We start from the raw sequence: 18,855 nt of genomic DNA on the forward strand, positions 1-18,855 counted from the left end.
ACGACTGTCCCTTCAGGCGTTGATGAAGGTTAGCTCAGACTTGGGGAAGAGTCTCGGAGGGTGGACGGAATTCACAGGATTTGGTAATTTCAAATTGCAGGAGGCGCAGACGACAGCCCTCGTCGACGGCGAATGGCAGCTAATCTACGACAATTATTGTCGCCGCAAACGGCCGGCGGCCACGCTCTATGAGGTCTTTCCGATATCAGCCGCAGCCAATGTGTAGCTATCGAAATACGCTCCAACTTTGTTATGAAGAGTTATAGAGCCGTTGGTATTTCTGTCTGTCCAGTAGTATCCCGACATCTGCCTACTATCCTTCAATATTTTATATTGAAAGCTGCCGTAATGGATTTGGCTGGCCGCGCCTCTTTGCAATATCTCTGGATCGCTCTGATAAACCCCATATAAGCGGAAACAGCCGTCGTTGTGGCGGGTGAATGAGTATGTCACGAGAAATGACTCAGCTTGCGCAGTCATTAATCTAATAGATAGGGCCGAAAAGTTTTGCCTTATTGCTGCGTATCCGTATGTCACGCCGGCCGGGGCTCCCGAGATGGGGTCGCGATAAGATGATTGAAGTTCTACCCGCCAGGTTCCATTCAAGTTGGGGACTCCACAAAATATTGAAACGGGCCACTGTTTCCAGAGGTATCGATTGAACGCCGCCCAGCCCGTCGTCAGAACAAACAGTGTAAGAGAGTAAGGCTTTACAAGCTGCCACGTAAGTTCGATACCCATCATCCAAAGAGAGGTGCCCCAAACAAGCACAGCTACGACAAGAAGAACTGAAATTGAAAAGCGAGTAACCAAAATGCCCTCGTTACAGTTCGATGAGTTGCGATCGATCCTGCTACAACTAAGGGAAAGGAAGCTACCCTTCCACCCTCTTATCTTAGTATTCTCAACAGGCATCGTTTCTAACAGCGAATGCGTGCCTATGGCTAGGGATCCAAGACCCGAGACCGGTCAAGAATTTTCGTCTGAAATTATCCAAGTGATTGCAAAAGCAATTTCAACCAATCCGAGTATTCACGACGGAGCAATTATTTTTACGCGAGAACAGAAGGCTGCCCGTTACTTTTTAAGTGCCTGGTCAATGAGGATTGTCAGCAATTTTTCACCTCAAGAGACAGAGCCTAACCGCGGTTCTGCTTTTAATAGCGCAGTGTCGCTGTCTGCTGAGCCCAACATCGACCTATGCTGCATCTTTTCCGAGAAAGACTTGTTCGTGTTTGCTGGCGGCCAGCGATTGGCGGCGGTCGATTGGGCCATGGACCGGAATTTTTAGATCCAGCGCGCCCGTAGCCGCGCTTTCGAAGGCTGTTGACCGCGTGCAAAAGCAAACATTGAATGATCAATGCTGCCAAAATATCGCAGCCGAACGATCAGTAGCAGGGCGAAGGTTATGGGTGAACCCGCAGCCGAAACCAGTTCGGTCATTGTTTCTATATCCCGGGTGCTTGGTCGGACAGAGAACGACGGGTGGGAATGCCATTCGCCAAGATAGTTGAAACGTTGATAGTCGTGACCAGTCTTCTCAAAAAATCCGTTGAGTGCATCTCGATGTTGGACCGGATCCCGCTCGAAAAAAGCGTTCGAACCAGAGTTGGGGTCCACCGAGAAGTCGACGATCTTAAAGATTCCAGGGCTAAGTTGCTCGGCAAACAGCATTCCACCAATTTCGCGGTTCCGGGCTTCCTTAAGGCTCCGCCGCAATCGTGCTTCGACACCGGCCCCCAGTTCAATTCGCATTGTTGCTTTCCAGAATCTTCGTCAAATATTCCAAAGCAACCTTTGCGTTTCCATCAACTAATGGCGAGCGCCACTCACCTTCGGGTGTGAAGTCGACGGGGCGCGTGTCAAATGGCTCCGTAAAAATCCACTCTGCCGACAGACCGATCGCGTAAGCGGGGTGGGGGAAGTCAGTCGCGGGGCCCTTAACAAGTACGTCGACGGCCATGCGAGCTGCATGCGCGGCAATAACGCCGACGTCGCTATCATCAGCGATCAAGGGAGGGACATCGTCTGCGATCTCGGCAGAGTAATCGACAGCGTCGGCTAGCCAAGGTACGCCCTGATCTCGGCACCATGCGAGATATTGGCGGCGAGCAGTGTGTGGTGGGGGCTCGATGTCTGGGCGCACCCGCGCCACAAAACCGCCAATGCCTCCAGCATAGACTTCCGCCCAGAGCATCGGCTTCAGTGATCTCCTCGCGACTGAAGCGATGAAATTGAATGCCTGAGCGTCTGCGGTTGCATCGATGATCAAGTCGCAAAGCGCTAGATTTTCCAGGACAGCAGCTGTGCTTCCGGATGCCTCTTGCCCGCCCAAGTGGACACGGGAGACGCTGACCTCAACACCGGGTGCAACAGACAGGAGGCGTTCTTCCAGTGCTTCAACCTTGTGAACGCCCAGGCTTTCCGCACCCAATTCATTTCTTACGAGATTTCCTGGGCTGAGAATGTCGTCATCTATCAGTAGAAAGTTCCGGACACCGCTCCGGGCGAGGCTGACGGCAATCTTGGATCCGAGTGATCCACATCCGACGATGCCGACCTTTTTGCACGCCAACGTGGCGTGGCCCGCAGGTAATCTTGAAGACGGCTCCTCTGCGATCTCGATGGTATGATAGGCAATGACTTTCCAAACGCCTTCAGTGAGGTACGAAAAAAAATATCTAACTGTGGTTAGGTCGGCCAAAACCGTGAACCGCGAGGTCTGGTCGAGCTGGACCGGCTCTGTGATGATCGCTTTCCCGACGACCTCGTCCAGATTCTCCTGGCTGGTAATCGAGATCTCCTTAACGGCGGGTACCCTGACTAAGGTACCAACGTGTTTATGCCCGACGCCCGCCGGGATGATATCTTCTTGCCAGAGAAGCATATCCTTCGGACCGATCGATGCAACATAGGCAGCCCAGGTTCTTTTGGGACCGCTGGTCTCACTGACGGAGCATGGATAGTTGAAGCCTGTCTGCAAATTGGAGATTTGAGCTCGGAGCCCGGGTGTTGAAAAACCTCTTGTACTACTGCCCCGTAGCCGTTGTCCCAACGACGCATGATGAGCACTCGGAACTACCGCGAGCTGATTATTCGCGGGGTGCTCGCCGGAAAACAGGCGATAGGCGCTTTCAACCATCATGACGCCGGTAACTGAGGGGTCCCAGTTATCGGTTCTATATTCCAGGCACAGCTCGCCGTCTTCGCCCCACTGGTGGGATGAATGCCGCTTTCCGTCGCGTGGCAGAATGGAAGGCGGCGTTTGGGGAAAAAAGTTGGGGTACGTCAACGTCAGCGGAATGATCTCATGGTCAACAAGGACGTCTAAATCGACTGCGAACTTAATGCCCGGCAAAACGCGAGGCTTAACCGACGATAACCACTCGACTTCAGTAGAGAGGCGTTCAATGCCCTCGACTTCCCGTTTTAAGCGCTCTGGATCGAGAATGAACCACATCAACCAAAGCCTCTTGGCTTGTCGTCAGCACGAGGGGCGTTTGGGAACGAGAATGCCCCAGCAGCAGGAGCGGTCGACGCCGCCCGGAGCAGGCTGGCTGACTTTTTCTGGGCGGCATCGTCGCGGTCACTAAAGAACGTCGACGCGAAGACCCGGTCCCAGCACTTCAGTGCGGTCGTTCTAGTGCAGTCGTTCTCGAAAAGCGGTTCCAGAATGACGAGCGCCTCGGCTAGGCGGGCGCGGAAGAAGCGAGCCTTAGGGTCGTCCGTTCCATTTGTGATAGTTTCATTCGGTGTGACGGGGTGGGCAATCACCAAGTTCCATTCCAGTCGATCGCGGATCGCCTTCATGGTGTTGAACAACGCCCGGTCTTCCCGCCAAATATCGCCTTGGAAGCACTCCGTGACGAGTTTGGTGATAGCAAAGCCACTTAGTATTTGCCCGCACCAGCTATCCCGGCTTCGAGAATACTTCTTCAGAACTCGGACAACTCGGCGTAGCTGTCGGCCATTTACGGTGTCGGGGCTCTTCGCGTTGTTCTGCTCTTCAAACCATTTGGATACGTCACGAGCATCGGAGCGTTTCCAGTCACTGCTGGCCAGTTCATGGTGGTACGTCTCACCACCCCAGATATCTTTGGTGACCACGCGCCTGTAGACCGGCACGTCCACACAATAGCCGACCTTATAATAGACACGCACACAGTTCTTCCTCGCCTCGGGTGGCGTGGTAAAGGAACCATCATCGAGAGCGTCGCGCACGATTTGCCGTGCCTGCAGGGCAGTCATTTCCGCGCCGCGCTCTCCAACAAGGACTGTCTTATCGAAGTAGGCGCCGTCATCGATGTCGTAATCAAGGGCGGGGTGTTGGGTCATCGTCTTCATGGCATAACTGCCCTGACTGGCAAATTCGCGCACGGCAGGCTTGCTTCCGTTGAGCAAACCCTTTCTCAAGCGTTCCCTATTGGCATCTCGCCTCTCACGCATATGGGTTCGTTCTGATCGCGGGAGCGTAGCCTGCTCATCGTGGTAGGCGAGGATGTCGTTGGCGCAATTATGCATTTGTCACCTCATAACGATCGTTGAATTTACTTTTGACTGCTTTCATTACGACGTGAAGCGAGCGGCTCCATTCGAGGCGGCGCTTGCATAAACAGGTCGCGAATGAGTGCGGCTTCAGCATCGGTATCTGCGTAAGCGCATTTGCTGTTCGTCATATCAGCGTCGGTCCGAGCTTGGTTGATGAGAGCCTGCATGGCCTCGTCCCGAGTTTCATCAAGACCTAGATATGGGATCAACGAAGCTGGGACCTTTTCGCTGGGAAAGCGGACGATTGAACATTTTCGGTTCACATGACGCGCAAGTTTCTTGGCCATGTGGTCGTAGGCAAACTGTTGTGCGTCGATTGCCAAGCCCGCTGCCTCACCTCCAAACTTCCATTCTCCCAAACCACGATTGACCGCATGTCTTGGAATGGCCTCGCCCGCAGGCATCGGGCAGGTGCCTAGGCTGAAAATTTGGATTTCCTGCCCAGGGACAGTCATATCAAGAGCATCTATGAGGCCGACCAATATCGGATTGTTCGCCCAGAGGCCGCCGTCGACAAACACGTTGAACCCATTGGATCCGCCGTCTGGGTGATCTACTACAGCCATCGAGCGATATATCGGTGCTGCCGAAGTCGCCAAACAGACATCGACCAGACTATAGTCGTCGTCGCGATGATTTGTCGTCTCTGTAAGGTGAGGGGTCTTAAAGACCCAGGCGTTATGATGGCTCATCTCCACGGCTGGAATGGCAATCGCAATCCCGCGCCTTTCGTAGATCTGTCCGATAGTGGTGGTGCCTAGCTGCTTTACGAGAGCAGCGCGGAGCGCGTCGGTACCTTTGGCGAGGGCTGTATGCCTATTACGGAGGTCCAAGCCAGCGCTCACTATTCCGTCAGGCAGCGGCCGAGAGAAAATAAGGGGACCGTGCTTCACATAAAGGTCCACGATTTCCGACAGGTGAATTCCCGCTGCCAAGGCGCAGGCGACAATGCCGCCGGTGCTTGTTCCGACAATGAGATCGAAGGCCGCTCCGATATCTAGCGACTGCTCGCCCCTGCGTTTTGCGAACGACGCAGCTACTCGATCCAGATAGGTCGCCGTATAGGTTCCGCGCATTCCGCCGCCATCAAGGCTCAGTACTCGGAAAGGCGAAGGAACTGCATTGCTCATCGTCGTTTCAAAACCTATAAATCTACACTTACTGCTAGAACAAGGCGATACTACCAGATGTAGTGCTTTTGAAGTTATTTTACAACCCAAAATATAAGCAGGTCTAATCGCAATGGTAGACGCCAGTCCCTTCGTTATGCGGCGTCGTGATTGTCGTTAAGTGGAACTTCACTTCAGCGCCAGACGGGCCAGTCCGAGCAAGCTTGAAGCTTGGCCGCAGGCACCCATCCTTTATGCGGCCGCCAATCGCACATTAAGTGTCAAAATCGAATCAAAAAACAGCAGACCCGCTTCGCCAAGCGTTACTCAAATCTGAAGCCCTAACAACTCCACGGCGGCTTACGACAAAGTCCAACCATATCGCTTCTGAACATAAGTACTTTCCGCGGCTTTCGGTATGTATAGCTGCTGGCCTGGCAGCCACTCGGCGCTGTCCGCTTTTTGTCTGATTGCGTGAGCTAGGAGTTGGTAATGTGAGATTAGCCTCAAAAAGCCGGAAGTCGCCGAGGTAACAGAGGGATGCCAGTGTCTTTTCAAAGATTCGAACCTACCCTGAAAGTCACTCTCGATATCGTCAAGAAGGGCACCCATATCGCCCTCAACGAGGGCGCCGACGACGCCGTAGTCCAAAGCGGTACGCGCTAAGGAGATCAATCCTTCCCCAGAATCACTACCGAAATTCCACTCTCCCCACCGTCGCAAAGCGCTGGACCATAATGTCTTGCGATGCTTCAAATCGGCATGTTTCCGAAATTCCATGAAACACCGGGTAACAACGGCGCGCGTTTGATCGTTAGTGATGTTCAATTCGAAGCTCTTTACATAGGCCTCGATCGCCCTATTCGAACACCGCGAGAGTGCCTTGGCGATTGCCGATTGCATGTGTGGACAACGGACCGGATAGCGATTGAACATGGATAGCCATCGAGGCCACCCGGCGTCGTCCTTCGAAAGCTTGATCAGGAAGACAGCCAAGGCTTTCTCCTCGAGCGGCATCAATACCCTACGCTCGCGTCGGGACACGCGCTCCAGGACAGCAAAGCGCAGGTGCGAGCTCGTGGTCGCAATTCCCAATCGAATTGCATCCAGCAGCGATAAAGGCTCGATAACTTGATGTGCTTGGAGCCACTGCTCGCAACCATTGGAGATACGCACGTAGCGCGGAAAATCCAGGCACGCGATTGCTCTCGCCGCCTGCCTGCCGCACACGTCCATGACCGGAAGGTGCTGAAATGCGGCCGCTCTATCACCGAGTGCCTGCCAATCCCCGGAAGCTTCCGCCTCCCGGAGGGCCGCTAGGTGCTCACGTTCCCAGATTGGTGCGCTCTCGACATTTTCCGCCTGAACGCCCCGATGCCGGAAGACGATTTCGAAACCCGCAACCGCCATTCTAGGTTCATTGAGCCGTTCCTTCAACGCTTCCCAGAAGCGTCCGTTGAAGTCCCATGACTGAACGGACACGAGCGCGGCTTGCAAAAGGAAGCCTTTGGGATCCTTTTGAGGATCCCAATCCTGAAACACCTTAAACGTCCACGCGAGCCTCTCCACAAGGTTGCTTGCGCGATCGGACGGGGCTACGGAGAGGTTTGCGATCTCCCGGCGGACATCGTCGAAGTCGATTTGGACAGCGGTCTCTAAATCGTCCCAGTAACCTGTGTCATCCCCTCCGGCGGCGCGATCCACGACAGACATGACGTGGCCTGGCGACGATAGGGTCGCGCCGTCCCAACGAGACAGGAGTTCCTTGAAGATAGACGCCTTGGCGATCATGATGACTTCCAAATCAGATGCTGAGGCTCATCCAGTTCATTCCACAAATCCTCGAACGACCCGGCGATCAGTTCCGGATTCAAGACCTTTTGCAAAATATGGTGCTTCTTGCCGAGGCTGTTCACGGATGTCCCCAGCGACCATACGAGAGGACCGTGCTTCGCGTTCGGGAAGATCAGAAACCTGTCATGAAAGCTCCATCCCTTCGGTCCCCTGCGGGTCCGGTATTCCATGTTCAATTGCTCTAAGTTTCCCCCGTGGCGGGCGATCATGGCGCGCTGACGGTCGGGGAAAGATGGCGTCGCCGCCACTGGCACCAAAAGTGGCGACGTTTCGACGGAATGATCGGCAGGCTGATCTTGGCCGTCTGTCAGTCCACGTAGTGACACATTTGCGAATGGACACCAGAACAACGTTTTGAGGAGATCCTCCGCAGTTAGATATGGATCCCAAAGATCTACACCAAGTACTCCATGTTTTCCAATCAGAAAGCGCACGTCGTCGAGCGCCCGGGTCCGCTCTTCGGTCGACCCCGGCGTTGGCCTGTATTGAACGAATTCCCGGGTCTGATCAAGCCTGTGCCTCTCTTCGATATTTTCCCGTCGTGTCAGCCAGTACTCAGGACCGCTTTCCGCCGCTTCCCCTACAAGCGTAGATCTGTGACTTATGAGCGAGACCCTATGACTGGTAATCGAACCGTTCGGGCTTGGGGAATTGAACACACGGGGTTCTGGTCGCAACTCGTTGAAACTCAATTCGACCGCTCGGATGGACGATGTTGGCGCGGTAGCGGCTATGAGCATGCCAGATCCGGAATCCCAGATCTCCATCTCAATGGGTTGCTTAGCATTATTGGCTGCGAGCTGGGCGTCGTTGCCCGGCAGATCGCTCGCTGAAGCACCCGTCAAAGTCCCGTCCCATCGGGTTCTCGCGGCAACATGTAGACTACGCGGCTGGACATCGTTACGCCACTTGCTTTCAATCTTCGTGGATTGCCCATCACGGCGAGAACTTACATCCGGGTTGAAAATTTCCACCGGGACCTGGATTATGACGTCACCGAGAAGGTCGGAAAGCCCGGCGATCTCCAATGGCACCACCTTCGAGAGCTCCGTCGAGAGCGACTGGAGCCGCCGCCTGTCGGAGAAGAATTGCCTGTGGGCAGTCTTTTCGCGGTCGCAGAGCCTCAACACGTGTGAGCCAGCCCAGAAATTGTTCTTCAACACGCGGTTGAGCGGTACTCTGGCGGTTCCGTCCGGTGGGACGAACAGCGGTTGCTCGGGATGAAGGGCCCCTGTCTGAAGCCCCTCCCCACCTAGCACCCATTTTCCCTCGTCCTGCAATGTCGCAAGAGCATCATCGAGCGCCGCAACCGGTTTGTAGCTTCGCTTAAGACCGAACCTCCATCCCGCGAAACCATCTATTTTGCTCGAGAGAGAGACAAGACCGGTGGGCTCAAGCGGCTTCAAATGTGGGTTCCCTTCGGATAGCACGGCTATGGAGAAAATGTTGATCGGCCGCGCCTTGGGCGGCGTTCCGAAAATTTCGAGAAGCTCGACGTGGTCAAAACACCCAACGTTCCCGGGGCTGATCAGCGTGCGAAGTCGGTCTCGGATGGTTTGGAAGGTGGTAGCGCTGACGTTGGTATCTACGTTCACGTGTGTCTCCACAAGAGAGGAGAAGTGCCGAAGGCAGAGGGGACGCGATCCAACCGGTAGAATTCAACCCGGATCTCAAGGAGTACTCGGAAAATTCGGGCAGCATCGGAGCTGAGGTTGTTTCCAGGCGATCCCACTTGGGGTCTCACCCTAAGCCTAACTGAAGGCCTGGTCAGGCGGTCCCGCGTTCCAATAGATGACCGAAGGATCATTAAAGCGCCCCTCCAAGGCTGTTTCCGAGGAAACCTCGCAGATTACCTGTGAGGTGGCTCTTCACTGACCAGACTCTATCGAGGTCGAGACCATGAGGTAGCATGGCCGCGCATACTGCCTTCCGCATTTGCTTCGTCCGCGCGTAGTGCGCTGCAAGAAAAAAGCAGAATGGGAATACGCCAAGCGTCGCTTCATCAGCGGCGCCCGAGACGTAGATAAAGTCAGGCCTCTCTTTGATCGACTTATAGTTTCTCACAACGTGCTAAACTCACTGGAGAGTTTTCGCGCGGCTTGTTCCCAAGTCAGGCGAGGGGTCAATGCTCTTCGCAATTTGGCCGCACGCTCGAACGCGGACTCGCGATCGAATAGCGCTGAATCTACTTTTTCTGCCCAAGCGCTCCTTGTGTCCGCGTGGGAAAGGTGAACCGGCGCAATACATGACTCCACTAACTCTGAAGGTAGCCCGTCGTATTTGGCGGCGGCCCGAAGATATTCGGCTAAGCCACTTGCGTCTGAAATCACCACCGGGACACCGGCCGCGATCGCCTCAAGTCCTGTTAGGCCAAACCCCTCTGCCACCGAGGGCATCAAAATCAACGCCGCCTTAAGGTAGCCTCTGGCCAATTTCAAAGGGTCTGCAGTGAACGATCGAAGCTGCACAAATTGGGCATAGTCCGAGTAGTCGCCAATATGTGAGAATTCTGTATTTGCGTCCTCCGAGAAACCGCGCATTATCAGCACCGGAGGCCCCGGCGCTGTCCAGGTTCGGCCGTGGCCGACGATCTTTATGACGTCGCACGCCAACAGGCCACCTTTAGCGACTGCATCCTCCATCCGTGCTGACATAACGCACATGTTGACACGCAAGCTGGTGAGATCCGGATTGAGCGCTAGCAAATCCGAGTTTAGCCCGGGCACTAGAACACAGACCCGCGGAGGGTCAATTGCTTCTGCAATAAAACGGGCCTCAATCCGCGGGCCAACGGCCACAACGAGATCGGATGCGCTGGCAAGGTCTAACTGGTCCTGGAGCTTGCTTTCACCCCTTAGAACGTTGAGTGGACGATCAGACCGCGGACGTTTCAAGCCTTCGTTCTCTTGAGGGATCGTGTGCAGGAAGTGAACGTACTTAGCTTGAAAACGCTTCGCGAGCGCTCGTGCAAAGCGGCCAGTGATATGATCGTGCCCAAGGATCAGCTCAGGCGGTCCTCCGATATCGGAGGCTTGGCAGAGGAGCGCACGGTCCATGCCTGCAATACCAACCGACTCTGGGCACCCAACCAAGGTGACCTTAACACTTCTCGCGTCATTCACGTCGGACTCCAGTGCATTCGGAACCAAGCAGATAACGGTGTGCCCCAAGGCCGCCAAAGCCTTGCAAAGCTCACGATTGAGAGTTGAGATGCCCCCGTGATGAGACAACCATTCTGTGGCCACAGCTAATATGGTCTTCCACTCTGCTTGCGGAAGTGGGCCTGGCTTGCTGGCTTTGGGCGTCGGAACATCAGTGTCTGGTCCAACGTCCGCCAAGCTGTCTGAGCCAGGATGCTCCGAAGGGGGAGGTGGTTCTTTAGATACTGGTGCGAGCCCCATACTCGCGATGCGGGCAAGAACATCTGCTGGATCCTCTAACCGAACGTAGTTGGCACGCACGTTTCGTCGCGCCTGCTCAATTGACCATTGCAAGGCTTCTTGGCCATCGGGTGTGGTTTGCTTGATGCGGTGCAGTTGTTCAAGCGAGGCATTTGTTCCACGCGACACGAGGTTGCGGAGCAGACCACTGCGGAGCTGGTCGACAAAATCTGGCGCGCGCAAAATACGCGCTCCTGTTTCATAGAGAGGACGCTCTGGAAGAAGAGCGACTAGATCGATATAGGCTTGGGCGAGTGCGTATTCGGAAAGCTCGTCAAACTTCGCCGGGCGATCATAAGCCACCTGTTCTGCAAACTTCGCCCATACGGTCCTAGCTAGGCCAGAATCCTTCTCTCGTAATTCCAGGAGCTTCAGCCAGATTTCCTGCGGTTCGCGAAACAGCAGCTCGACAGTAGCCTCCGCGGTCGTGTCCGCATCTGGCCGCTCCAGCAGCTCGCCACTCTGATCTTTTTCAAGCGCACCAATGACATCCGCCCTTGCTTGTGGGTCACCGTTGCGGGCGAGATAACTTAGTATCGAAGGACTATTACCTTCGCGCTTGAAACTGGGCGATTGCTCGAGTTCACGCAAAACGCCTGCCATGCGGGTATCTAGTGCCCCCTCAAGCAGGTCTAACAGACGAGACGTAATACCTCGCGAATCGCTACCAATGGCAATCTGCTTGACCGCGCGCACAACTGCATCCGGCGCTCTTAGATATGCGTCCTTGACGAGATGGCGCTGCGCGTCATCTTCGTAGAAATCATTGCCAGTGAAGCCAACCGTTGCTGCAGCCCAAGTGGACCAGGTTTCGTCGCTCAATTGAGCGTACGCCTCAGGATCATGCTCCAAAAGAAGCCTGAGGGCTCGGACTCCAGCATTCGCCGGTCGATGGCTCGTGCTCGTGCCAAGCCAGCTCGTGTCAGCGAGCGGCGCTATCAGCAGATACTCTAAGGCAGTTCGTATAATTCTTTCGTGCAGGCTGGCACTAAGTGCTGACCAACCGGGCGTCTTTGTGATGTCCGATACGAACTCAAATTGCTGATCGTAGCTGCCCGTTTGCTCGTAGAAGAGCTGCAGATTGAGTTGCCACCAAAGTTGCGAGTCGCCCTTTTCAATTCGGGAAAGAAGACTTTCGACCCCGTCTCGCCAAGTGGCTGCTGCCACTTCTGCTGATGCGCTTAGCCGCGCTGCATCGCGCTCCCTTTCAAATCTGCGCCGCATGAAGTCGGACGCTGGAGAACCCAGCTCGACTGAGTAATGCTGCGACAGCGTGTCTTGCAAAATCGAAATTTCTGAAGCGATGTTCCAAACGTCGCTGAGCGTATCGATCGGAAGCTGTACGGTGAGTTCTACGATAATGCGAGATAATGCCGCGCGCAGGGGACCATCGCGGACAAGGGTAAGTTTCTTAAGATATTCGCCGAGATCATCTGCTACAATGAGGTCCGGGAGGGTTTGTAGCATGAGTGCCACGCTGCGGAGCGGGTCTTGGCTACGCTGAAGGATCTTCTCTGCCACAGCTGCACGCGCTACGGATTTCTTTGGCCAATGTCCGGTCTTTTCACCCCGTTCGACGATGAAACCCGCTAAGTTGCGATCCGCATCTACAACGAGCGCGGCAACCGCATCGGCTACCTCAGGTGCTTCCACCTTGTTGGACGCAGCACAAAACAACCGTGCGACAACGTTCTCGAGATAGCTTCCCCTGTCGTCATCGTCATCAAGGCGTAGCTGCAACCATTCAACTGTCTCGAGGGCTTGCTCGACCGTCAGCTCTGGCGCTTTGAACCGCGATAGAAACAGTTGATATGGCCCGATCAGATTACTTCGCCTGGGAGCCGACAAAGACGAAAGCAACTGGTTAAACGAGAGAGCGCCGGGCCATGAGATCTGCAAAATGGTGCCGCGGAGGCGATCGTCGTTATCGCTCGTGAGATCAGACGAAAGAAGTGGAGCCAATAGTGCGCCGGCTTCCGGGCCAGCGATTTTCCGGATGGCTCGCGCCGCAATTGTCCGCAGGATCCCGTCCACGCGAGGAGCGGCGGCCACCTTAAGAATCGCGGGAATGAAAGACTTTTTTCCGGATTCCGCAGCAAGGTCGATTGCTGCCCTCCTTTCGAAAAGCGGGGTATCGTCGGTCAAGATCCGAGGAAGTAGCTGCTCTTCCAAGTCGTCGTGATCAAGCCGCCCAAGGAGCGGGATTATCTCGTCATACCGATCAACCAGATCCTCTTTGGCGAAACGGTCAAGCAAAGCTTCGATAACCCGGGCCCGATCGGTGGGTTCAATGGCCAAAGCCTGCGATTGGAGCAGCACATCGGGTTGTCGGTCGAGTAGCGCGTTGAAAAGGCCGGGAATCATCACGGCAGTCCATCCCGCGACCTCTGAGAGGTGAAGCGCGACGCCACCTGGGCCGCCAACCTCAGGCACGACTAGAAGCGAGAGAATTTCCTCTACTGATAACTGACGCTCGGCCAGATAACGTGCCGCTAGGAAGTCGCTGAATATTCGGTGCGACCATTCGAAAACCTTTGGCGCAACCTCGACAAAGAGGGGCGACTGTAGGCACAATGAGAATAGTTTCGGTGTCGCAATTATTGGTCCGTCTGCGGTTGGCTCGAGACCTCCGGCTATCCTGGAAACAGACAAGGCGTCGATTTCGGAAGAGCCAACTGTGGTCGTGAGCCTGCGCGTGTCCGAGAAAGTGCAAGCAGCAGCCAGCCGGGCGGCCATCGCCACTTTTATCTGAATTGACAAGCTTTCTATAGACCCAAGGGATGCGACAATTGCGGAGTTGATCAAATCAATTTGTCTGCCGGGCGAGGAAGTCCCAGTCCGATATTGTTCCAATAAAATTGCCAGCAGGATCGGTCGACCCGCGACCGCACGCATCTTTTTATCCGATAGGTGAACTTCCAGGATCGATCTGTTTTCCGCAGACACGTCGGAATGATCGATAGCTGCTTGTATTTGAATATCAGTCAAAGGTAGAAGCAACATCCGTTTGAATGCACGCGGCGGCCATCGATCTTCGACCATTTGATCTAACTGGTCCGTCCACGCTGCAGTCCGGCTCGTGAAGGCGACTTTGAGACTGCCGAGCTTCTTGTTGAGTCCGAAGAGGCGATCAAGAAACTCCTCGAGGACGAGTTTCGGATCGAGCCCGCCACCTAGTTCATCGATCCCGTCGATCAGGATATGCCACTCCCGATCTTCATCGATCCAACCTCGCGCGTGATCGGACAAAAGCAGGGTATCGAGGGTGTCGGGAAAGCTTTGGCCGCGAACTGAGATCAAATCGACTTGACGACCTTGATCACGGAGTGATCGTGCCAGCGCATCTAACTCCCACGACTTTCCCATACCTGGTTCGCTCAGGAGAATTAGGCAAGGGGTGTCCGCAACATCGAGCAGCGCTACCGGATCAGACTTGTTTTTTGTGTCATCGCGCGGAGCGCTCGTGTCGACCTCATGATTGGAGGGAATCGGAAACCATTCGCGGTTGCAGAGGAAATCTGTACGTTCGCCGATATTCACCAACTTCAAACACCTCAAGGAAATAGCTAAATCATAATAGTCATCTATCCGCTTGATACAACGAGTCTTTTCATTTCCCACGAAGTGGTGGGGCAGACATAATCAGTGCGCAACTAGGTTGCGCTGAACACAGTGTATCCCATCCCACGAGAGATCGCAGGTTTCGATACACGGCGAAGAGATGTCCATCCCAAGATACGCAAAGCAGTATTATACGGTTGACGTTTCTTCCACCGTGTTGATCTTTGAGCTCTAACTTCTCTCGGAAGGCACTGGCATTAGTTTTTGGGAAAAAGTCCCATAAATCTCGTGGGCTGACGGACGATGTGCCTGAAAGAAATGGCCGAGGTTTCAGACACCTATCGATTAGATGTAGTAAGTCGATGGTTCGATTCCGTTCAAGGCGATATATTCTGAAGCGCTACCGAATAACCGAATATATCTTGCAATCCTACACACGGGCTCTGATCTTTTAATGGCGTTCACTATATGAAAAGTCGACGGTTCGATCTCTTTCAGGAAAACGTCAATTCATTTTTGACAATCCGGAGACGAGCCTTGCAAGTTCGATCTGCCGCTGTGCGCCGGTCTTTTCGAAAATCGAATGGAGCTGGGTTCGGACGGTTCCAATCGATACGGTTCGCGACTTTGCAATTGTTTTCACATCACGACCCAGGGCGATTTCCCTGGCGACTTGCGATTCCGCCGGTGTCAGATCGTAGAGCGCCATGAGAATGCTGTCGTTGATGCTCGACGTTTTCGAAGCGATGGTGACCGCAAGAAGCAGGTCGGCAGCACCGAAAATGTCGTGCGCCGCCCCAGCGATCGGCAAAACGTGTACGACCATCGCCGCCTGTGATTCCGAGGCCTCGATCGGGAAGGAGCCACCAAGGCGCATCAGGTCGGGGCTCTTCAGCCGTTGCCAGCACTTTTGCGCGGATGGGCTCATAAAGGTGAGCCTGTCGTGCCGATCCTGAAGGACCGCCGGAATCAGTTTTTGGAAGCCGGCGCCCGCGGCCACCAGCTTTCCGTTCTTGACGGCGCCGGCGGCAAAGCCGATCGTGTCGAGCGCGTCTACCGTCGCCTTGACCTGTTCGAACCGGAGACGCGCGGCGATTAGCACCGCGCGCGCCAGATGTGGGCGAAGGGCCGTTAGGTGCTCGGTCGCCGATCGAGGCAGTGGTCCCTCATCATAGCTTCGATGTACAGACAACTTTATCACGTCGCCAGATGGCGCGCTGATAGAGGTCCCAGTGTGCCAATAGCAGCCATAGGGCCGCATGAAATCGCGATAATAGGTAGCGTTTTCCATCTCATCCGCGGACATCACTTCCGTATCCATGACGAAACGAGGCTCCTTGAATTTCTCTATGCGGGCGACGGTCTCGAGATATGGATTGAGCGCAACCCAATTGTCTCGAACATATACTTCCATCTTGCCGGCCGCGGCGTCATTGCTGACCCACCTGACCTGTCCGAACGGATCGATGGCGAAGAGAATTCCATCGCGACACTGGCCGATGCCAGCAAGCTTATCCAGGATACCAGCTCCGGCCCAACGCTCCGGAATTGCCGCCGCCTCGTATATTTCATCGACGAATTCCAAGGTCATACCTTTCCTGTACTGAGCGTCGGACCTAGCCCGGCCATCTCTACCTGCTGTCGTTAAGTAACACACCACAGGCCCCCTGCCGCTGCAATAGCAATCGTCGTGCTCGTCTATGAAGTGGTAGATGCCACCGCAATCCTGAAAGGCTAGCTAGGGTTACGGGTCCCTTCTTCGGGAGCAACATTTGAGAAACACGGCCTCCAAGACTCTCACCTTAGCGCTTTGTTACTGCATCTTTATTCTTTCGTCCTGCATCTCCGGTCTGAGCGAAACTCAACGGGCTTACGACGCCTGCACGACGCATTGGAACAATGAAATCAACTATAAGCCCGAACCGAAAGCCGCGGTGGCTGGGGTTGATGGAGATCGCACCAGCTGCTTCTGGGCTTGGTCGCAACCATCGGGAAAGGCAGCGGCGGCCCGTGCCCTTGCGGATTGTCGCAAGCAGTATCAGCGCTGCTTCGTCTACTACGAATCCGGCGGCGGCTTTTCGCCATGGGAGCGTCGCGTGAATGCGAACGGCGGGCATGCCCCGGACGCAGGCGGGGGCCAAGGCAACAACAGCAACGGTGGAGATGAGTTGGCAGCCGCGATGATAACCGGCCTGGCCACGGGGCTTGCGGCGGCCAACGGTGCCCGTGTGGCACCGCCGGTCTCCTACAACGCAGGCGCCGGAACGACGTATGGCGTCTCCGGCGCCTGCGACGACGCAAACGTCCAGTCTCAGATCGCGGCCCTGCAGGCGAGGGCGAGCAGCCTCGGCATTTGCCAGATGGCTCGAGAGTACGCGGTGGTGTTGCGGCAGGCCGCCACCGCATACCGTCGCTGCGGACAAAACCAAAATGCGTCGAACATGGATGCGGCGGCCACGCAATCCGACGCCACGGCGTCTCAGAGTTGCATGAACTGACGGATTTGCTGGTGGAAATCAAGACACCACAATCACGCCGGATCGATTTCGCTAACAATCACTTTTTCTAAAAACGAGGGCGTCTCATGAAACGGCTAGCATTGATCAGCGCCTCCCTGCTCCTGTGTGTTGCCGACCTGAGCCAAGCGGCGGAGATCGGCTGCAATTGCGCAATCAGGAAGGGATGGTGCAGCGGCGGCGCTCAAGTTGCGGGTGCGCTGATTAAGTTCACGTCCAACACCCGGCAATGCTCACAGATTACCTATCACCTTGGCGGCCAGTCCGCGACCGTGACGATCAAGAACGCCAGTGGAACTGCCGATCTCAAGAGCGATGCTGTGCCGGTGGTCGATTTTTGTACGGTATGCGCGGCGGGCAACCAGACACATGCGGAAATTCCGGTCCACGCCGTCCCCGAGAGCGACGACGTATCGACCGAAACGCCGCCGGATAACGCCGCCAGCACCACAGCCGACATGGGTGGAATGGATACGACAGCCGGAAACGCTCTCGTTGCTGCGCCTTCCGTCGCTGTTCCGGCAACAGACATCAACGACGGAGGAGAGGCACCGGGGCAGTCCTATGTGGCTCCTGGCGCCAGCGCCGACGCCGGAGACATGTCCAACGATGCAGATACAGGCGGCCTAGGACAGTTGCAGGCCGAGGGAGCCGGTGACGAGCCGGCAAGTGCCGATGTGGGGGACGGCGACAAGACGGTCGAGCAGCTCAAGGCCCTTGCCGCGCCGACGGAGGACATCATCAGGGCCGCGCGCGCGCGGCACGAGCGGGTAGCCGCCGCCAAGGCGGAAAAGCGCAGGCAGCAGGAAGCGAGGAAGACCGAGGAGAGAAGGCGGCAATTGGCGCGCCAGCAGGCCTATGCCCGCGCGGCCGCCGCGGCGCATCCTCCGGTCTATACGCAGCCCGCCAGATCTTATCCGACCGTTAACACTAGCGGTGAGGGCGAGGCATTTATTGGGGCGCTTGTCAGCGGGCTGACCGGCGTCGCCACCGCACGTCTGAACAGGCCCGTCTACCCGCCACCGCCGGCGCCGGTGGTCCATTATGCGGCGCCGGCGCCGGCAAGAACCATTGCACCCGTCTACCAGCCCTCAAAAGGTTCGTCGTTCAGCGTACCGGACCATTGCCCTGGTGCAATGGTCGTTCACGACCCCATCACGTGCAAGGCGTTGCACTAGAGCACGTGCTGCGACGGATGAATCGATTGTGAGGTGACAGCGTGGTTGGAAGCTAGTCCATTATTTATAGCGGAGACGTGGATGATGGGACAGGCCCCGGGTAATGATTTGCGAATACGGGTTTTGAAAGCGTCTGCGTCGCGCATGTCGACACGTCAGGCTGCGGCTAGTTTCAGTGTTGGCATTTCGTCAGCGATCCGTTTGATCGCGAGAGCCTAGGAAGTTGCGTTAACGCGTCGGCCACAGGGCTGGCGATGACCATCGGCAGTGGATGCCCACGAAGAATTCGTTGTCGCGTTGATCAACGACCGTGAGGATGTGACGCTCGACGAAATGGTTGACCGGCGAGCTTCGTTACTATTCGGCCGCGAAAGCTGAATTGATGCCGGCGTAAAGCATCGATCGCACAGGGCTTGAACAACCGCGTCGAAAATTCCCATCTTCCGCTGCGGCGCAGAAAACGGTAAATGATGCGCTTCAAGTCCACGCGACAATGTCAGCGTTTCGCCTCAACACAGCCAGATCGCCAATCTGTTTTTTCTTCATCGCAAATGCTTGACCGCCGCTGATCACAGCGAACTTCGTGCCCACGCCATCGCCACCTGGCGGGAGCTCGCACTATCGATCTGCGTATCAATAACCCAAAGCT

Annotated in this window: 12 protein-coding genes and 2 pseudogenes; 5 read left to right on the forward strand and 9 right to left on the reverse strand. The window is 55.5% G+C overall.

Features of this window, described 5'->3' with window-relative positions:
* Positions 1-186: 186 nt before the first annotated feature.
* Positions 187-915 carry a hypothetical protein gene (locus J5274_RS29410; protein ID WP_224128883.1) on the reverse strand — a complete coding sequence of 243 codons (729 nt, stop codon included), beginning with the start codon at positions 913-915 and terminating at the stop codon, positions 187-189.
* Here J5274_RS29410 and J5274_RS22365 point away from each other — a divergent pair.
* Positions 815-1,291, forward strand: a complete 477-nt coding sequence (locus tag J5274_RS22365) for a hypothetical protein (RefSeq protein ID WP_219275126.1) — start codon at positions 815-817, stop codon at positions 1,289-1,291. The genes J5274_RS29410 and J5274_RS22365 overlap by 101 nt on opposite strands.
* On the opposite strand, the gene J5274_RS22370 is transcribed toward J5274_RS22365, so the two are convergent.
* The 8 genes from J5274_RS22370 to J5274_RS22405 form a co-directional block, all read right to left on the reverse strand.
* Positions 1,288-1,755 carry a Mov34/MPN/PAD-1 family protein gene (locus tag J5274_RS22370; protein ID WP_219275128.1) on the reverse strand — a complete coding sequence of 156 codons (468 nt, stop codon included), beginning with the start codon at positions 1,753-1,755 and terminating at the stop codon, positions 1,288-1,290. The two genes, J5274_RS22365 and J5274_RS22370, sit on opposite strands and share 4 nt — an antisense overlap.
* Positions 1,745-3,460: a ThiF family adenylyltransferase gene (locus tag J5274_RS22375; protein WP_219275130.1), complete on the reverse strand. Its 1,716-nt coding sequence runs from the start codon at positions 3,458-3,460 to the stop codon at positions 1,745-1,747. The genes J5274_RS22370 and J5274_RS22375 overlap by 11 nt, the downstream gene beginning before the upstream one ends.
* The gene (locus J5274_RS22380) at positions 3,460-4,377 is read right to left on the reverse strand and encodes a cyclic GMP-AMP synthase DncV-like nucleotidyltransferase (RefSeq protein WP_219275132.1); all 918 of its coding nucleotides are present in this window, start codon (positions 4,375-4,377) and stop codon (positions 3,460-3,462) included. The genes J5274_RS22375 and J5274_RS22380 overlap by 1 nt, the downstream gene beginning before the upstream one ends.
* 170 nt (positions 4,378-4,547) lie before the next feature.
* Positions 4,548-5,678 (reverse strand): CBASS cGAMP-activated phospholipase, encoded by a 1,131-nt coding sequence (locus J5274_RS22385; protein WP_219275134.1) that lies wholly within the window; start codon positions 5,676-5,678, stop codon positions 4,548-4,550.
* 339 nt (positions 5,679-6,017) lie between these two features.
* Entirely contained in the window at positions 6,018-7,448 is a 1,431-nt protein-coding gene (locus J5274_RS22390) for a hypothetical protein (protein WP_219275136.1), read from the reverse strand.
* Positions 7,445-9,106, reverse strand: a complete 1,662-nt coding sequence (locus J5274_RS22395; protein ID WP_219275138.1) for a VPA1262 family N-terminal domain-containing protein — start codon at positions 9,104-9,106, stop codon at positions 7,445-7,447. The genes J5274_RS22390 and J5274_RS22395 overlap by 4 nt, the downstream gene beginning before the upstream one ends.
* A 465-nt stretch (positions 9,107-9,571) precedes the next feature.
* Complete coding sequence (locus J5274_RS22400; protein WP_257625739.1) at positions 9,572-14,491, reverse strand: glycosyltransferase family 4 protein; 4,920 nt, start codon at positions 14,489-14,491, stop codon at positions 9,572-9,574.
* Positions 14,492-15,017: 526 nt separating this feature from the next.
* Complete coding sequence (locus J5274_RS22405; RefSeq protein ID WP_219275142.1) at positions 15,018-16,103, reverse strand: helix-turn-helix transcriptional regulator; 1,086 nt, start codon at positions 16,101-16,103, stop codon at positions 15,018-15,020.
* A 181-nt stretch (positions 16,104-16,284) separates the two neighbouring features.
* On the opposite strand from J5274_RS22405, the gene J5274_RS22410 reads away from it, so the two are divergent.
* The 4 genes and pseudogenes from J5274_RS22410 to J5274_RS22425 form a co-directional block, all read left to right on the forward strand.
* Positions 16,285-17,010, forward strand: coding sequence for a hypothetical protein (locus tag J5274_RS22410; RefSeq protein WP_219275144.1), 726 nt, complete (start codon positions 16,285-16,287; stop codon positions 17,008-17,010).
* Positions 17,011-17,096: 86 nt separating this feature from the next.
* Positions 17,097-18,206, forward strand: a complete 1,110-nt coding sequence (locus J5274_RS22415; protein ID WP_219275146.1) for a hypothetical protein — start codon at positions 17,097-17,099, stop codon at positions 18,204-18,206.
* An 84-nt stretch (positions 18,207-18,290) separates the two neighbouring features.
* Positions 18,291-18,551 (forward strand): annotated as a pseudogene (locus J5274_RS22420) (IS630 family transposase); the annotation flags it as partial.
* Positions 18,544-18,833: pseudogene (locus J5274_RS22425) on the forward strand (DDE-type integrase/transposase/recombinase); the annotation flags it as partial. The pseudogenes J5274_RS22420 and J5274_RS22425, both read left to right, overlap by 8 nt.
* Between the last annotated feature and the right edge of the window lie 22 nt (positions 18,834-18,855).

The sequence above is a fragment of the Rhizobium sp. L51/94 genome (assembly GCF_019355555.1).
GTDB lineage: Bacteria > Pseudomonadota > Alphaproteobacteria > Rhizobiales > Rhizobiaceae > Rhizobium > Rhizobium rhododendri.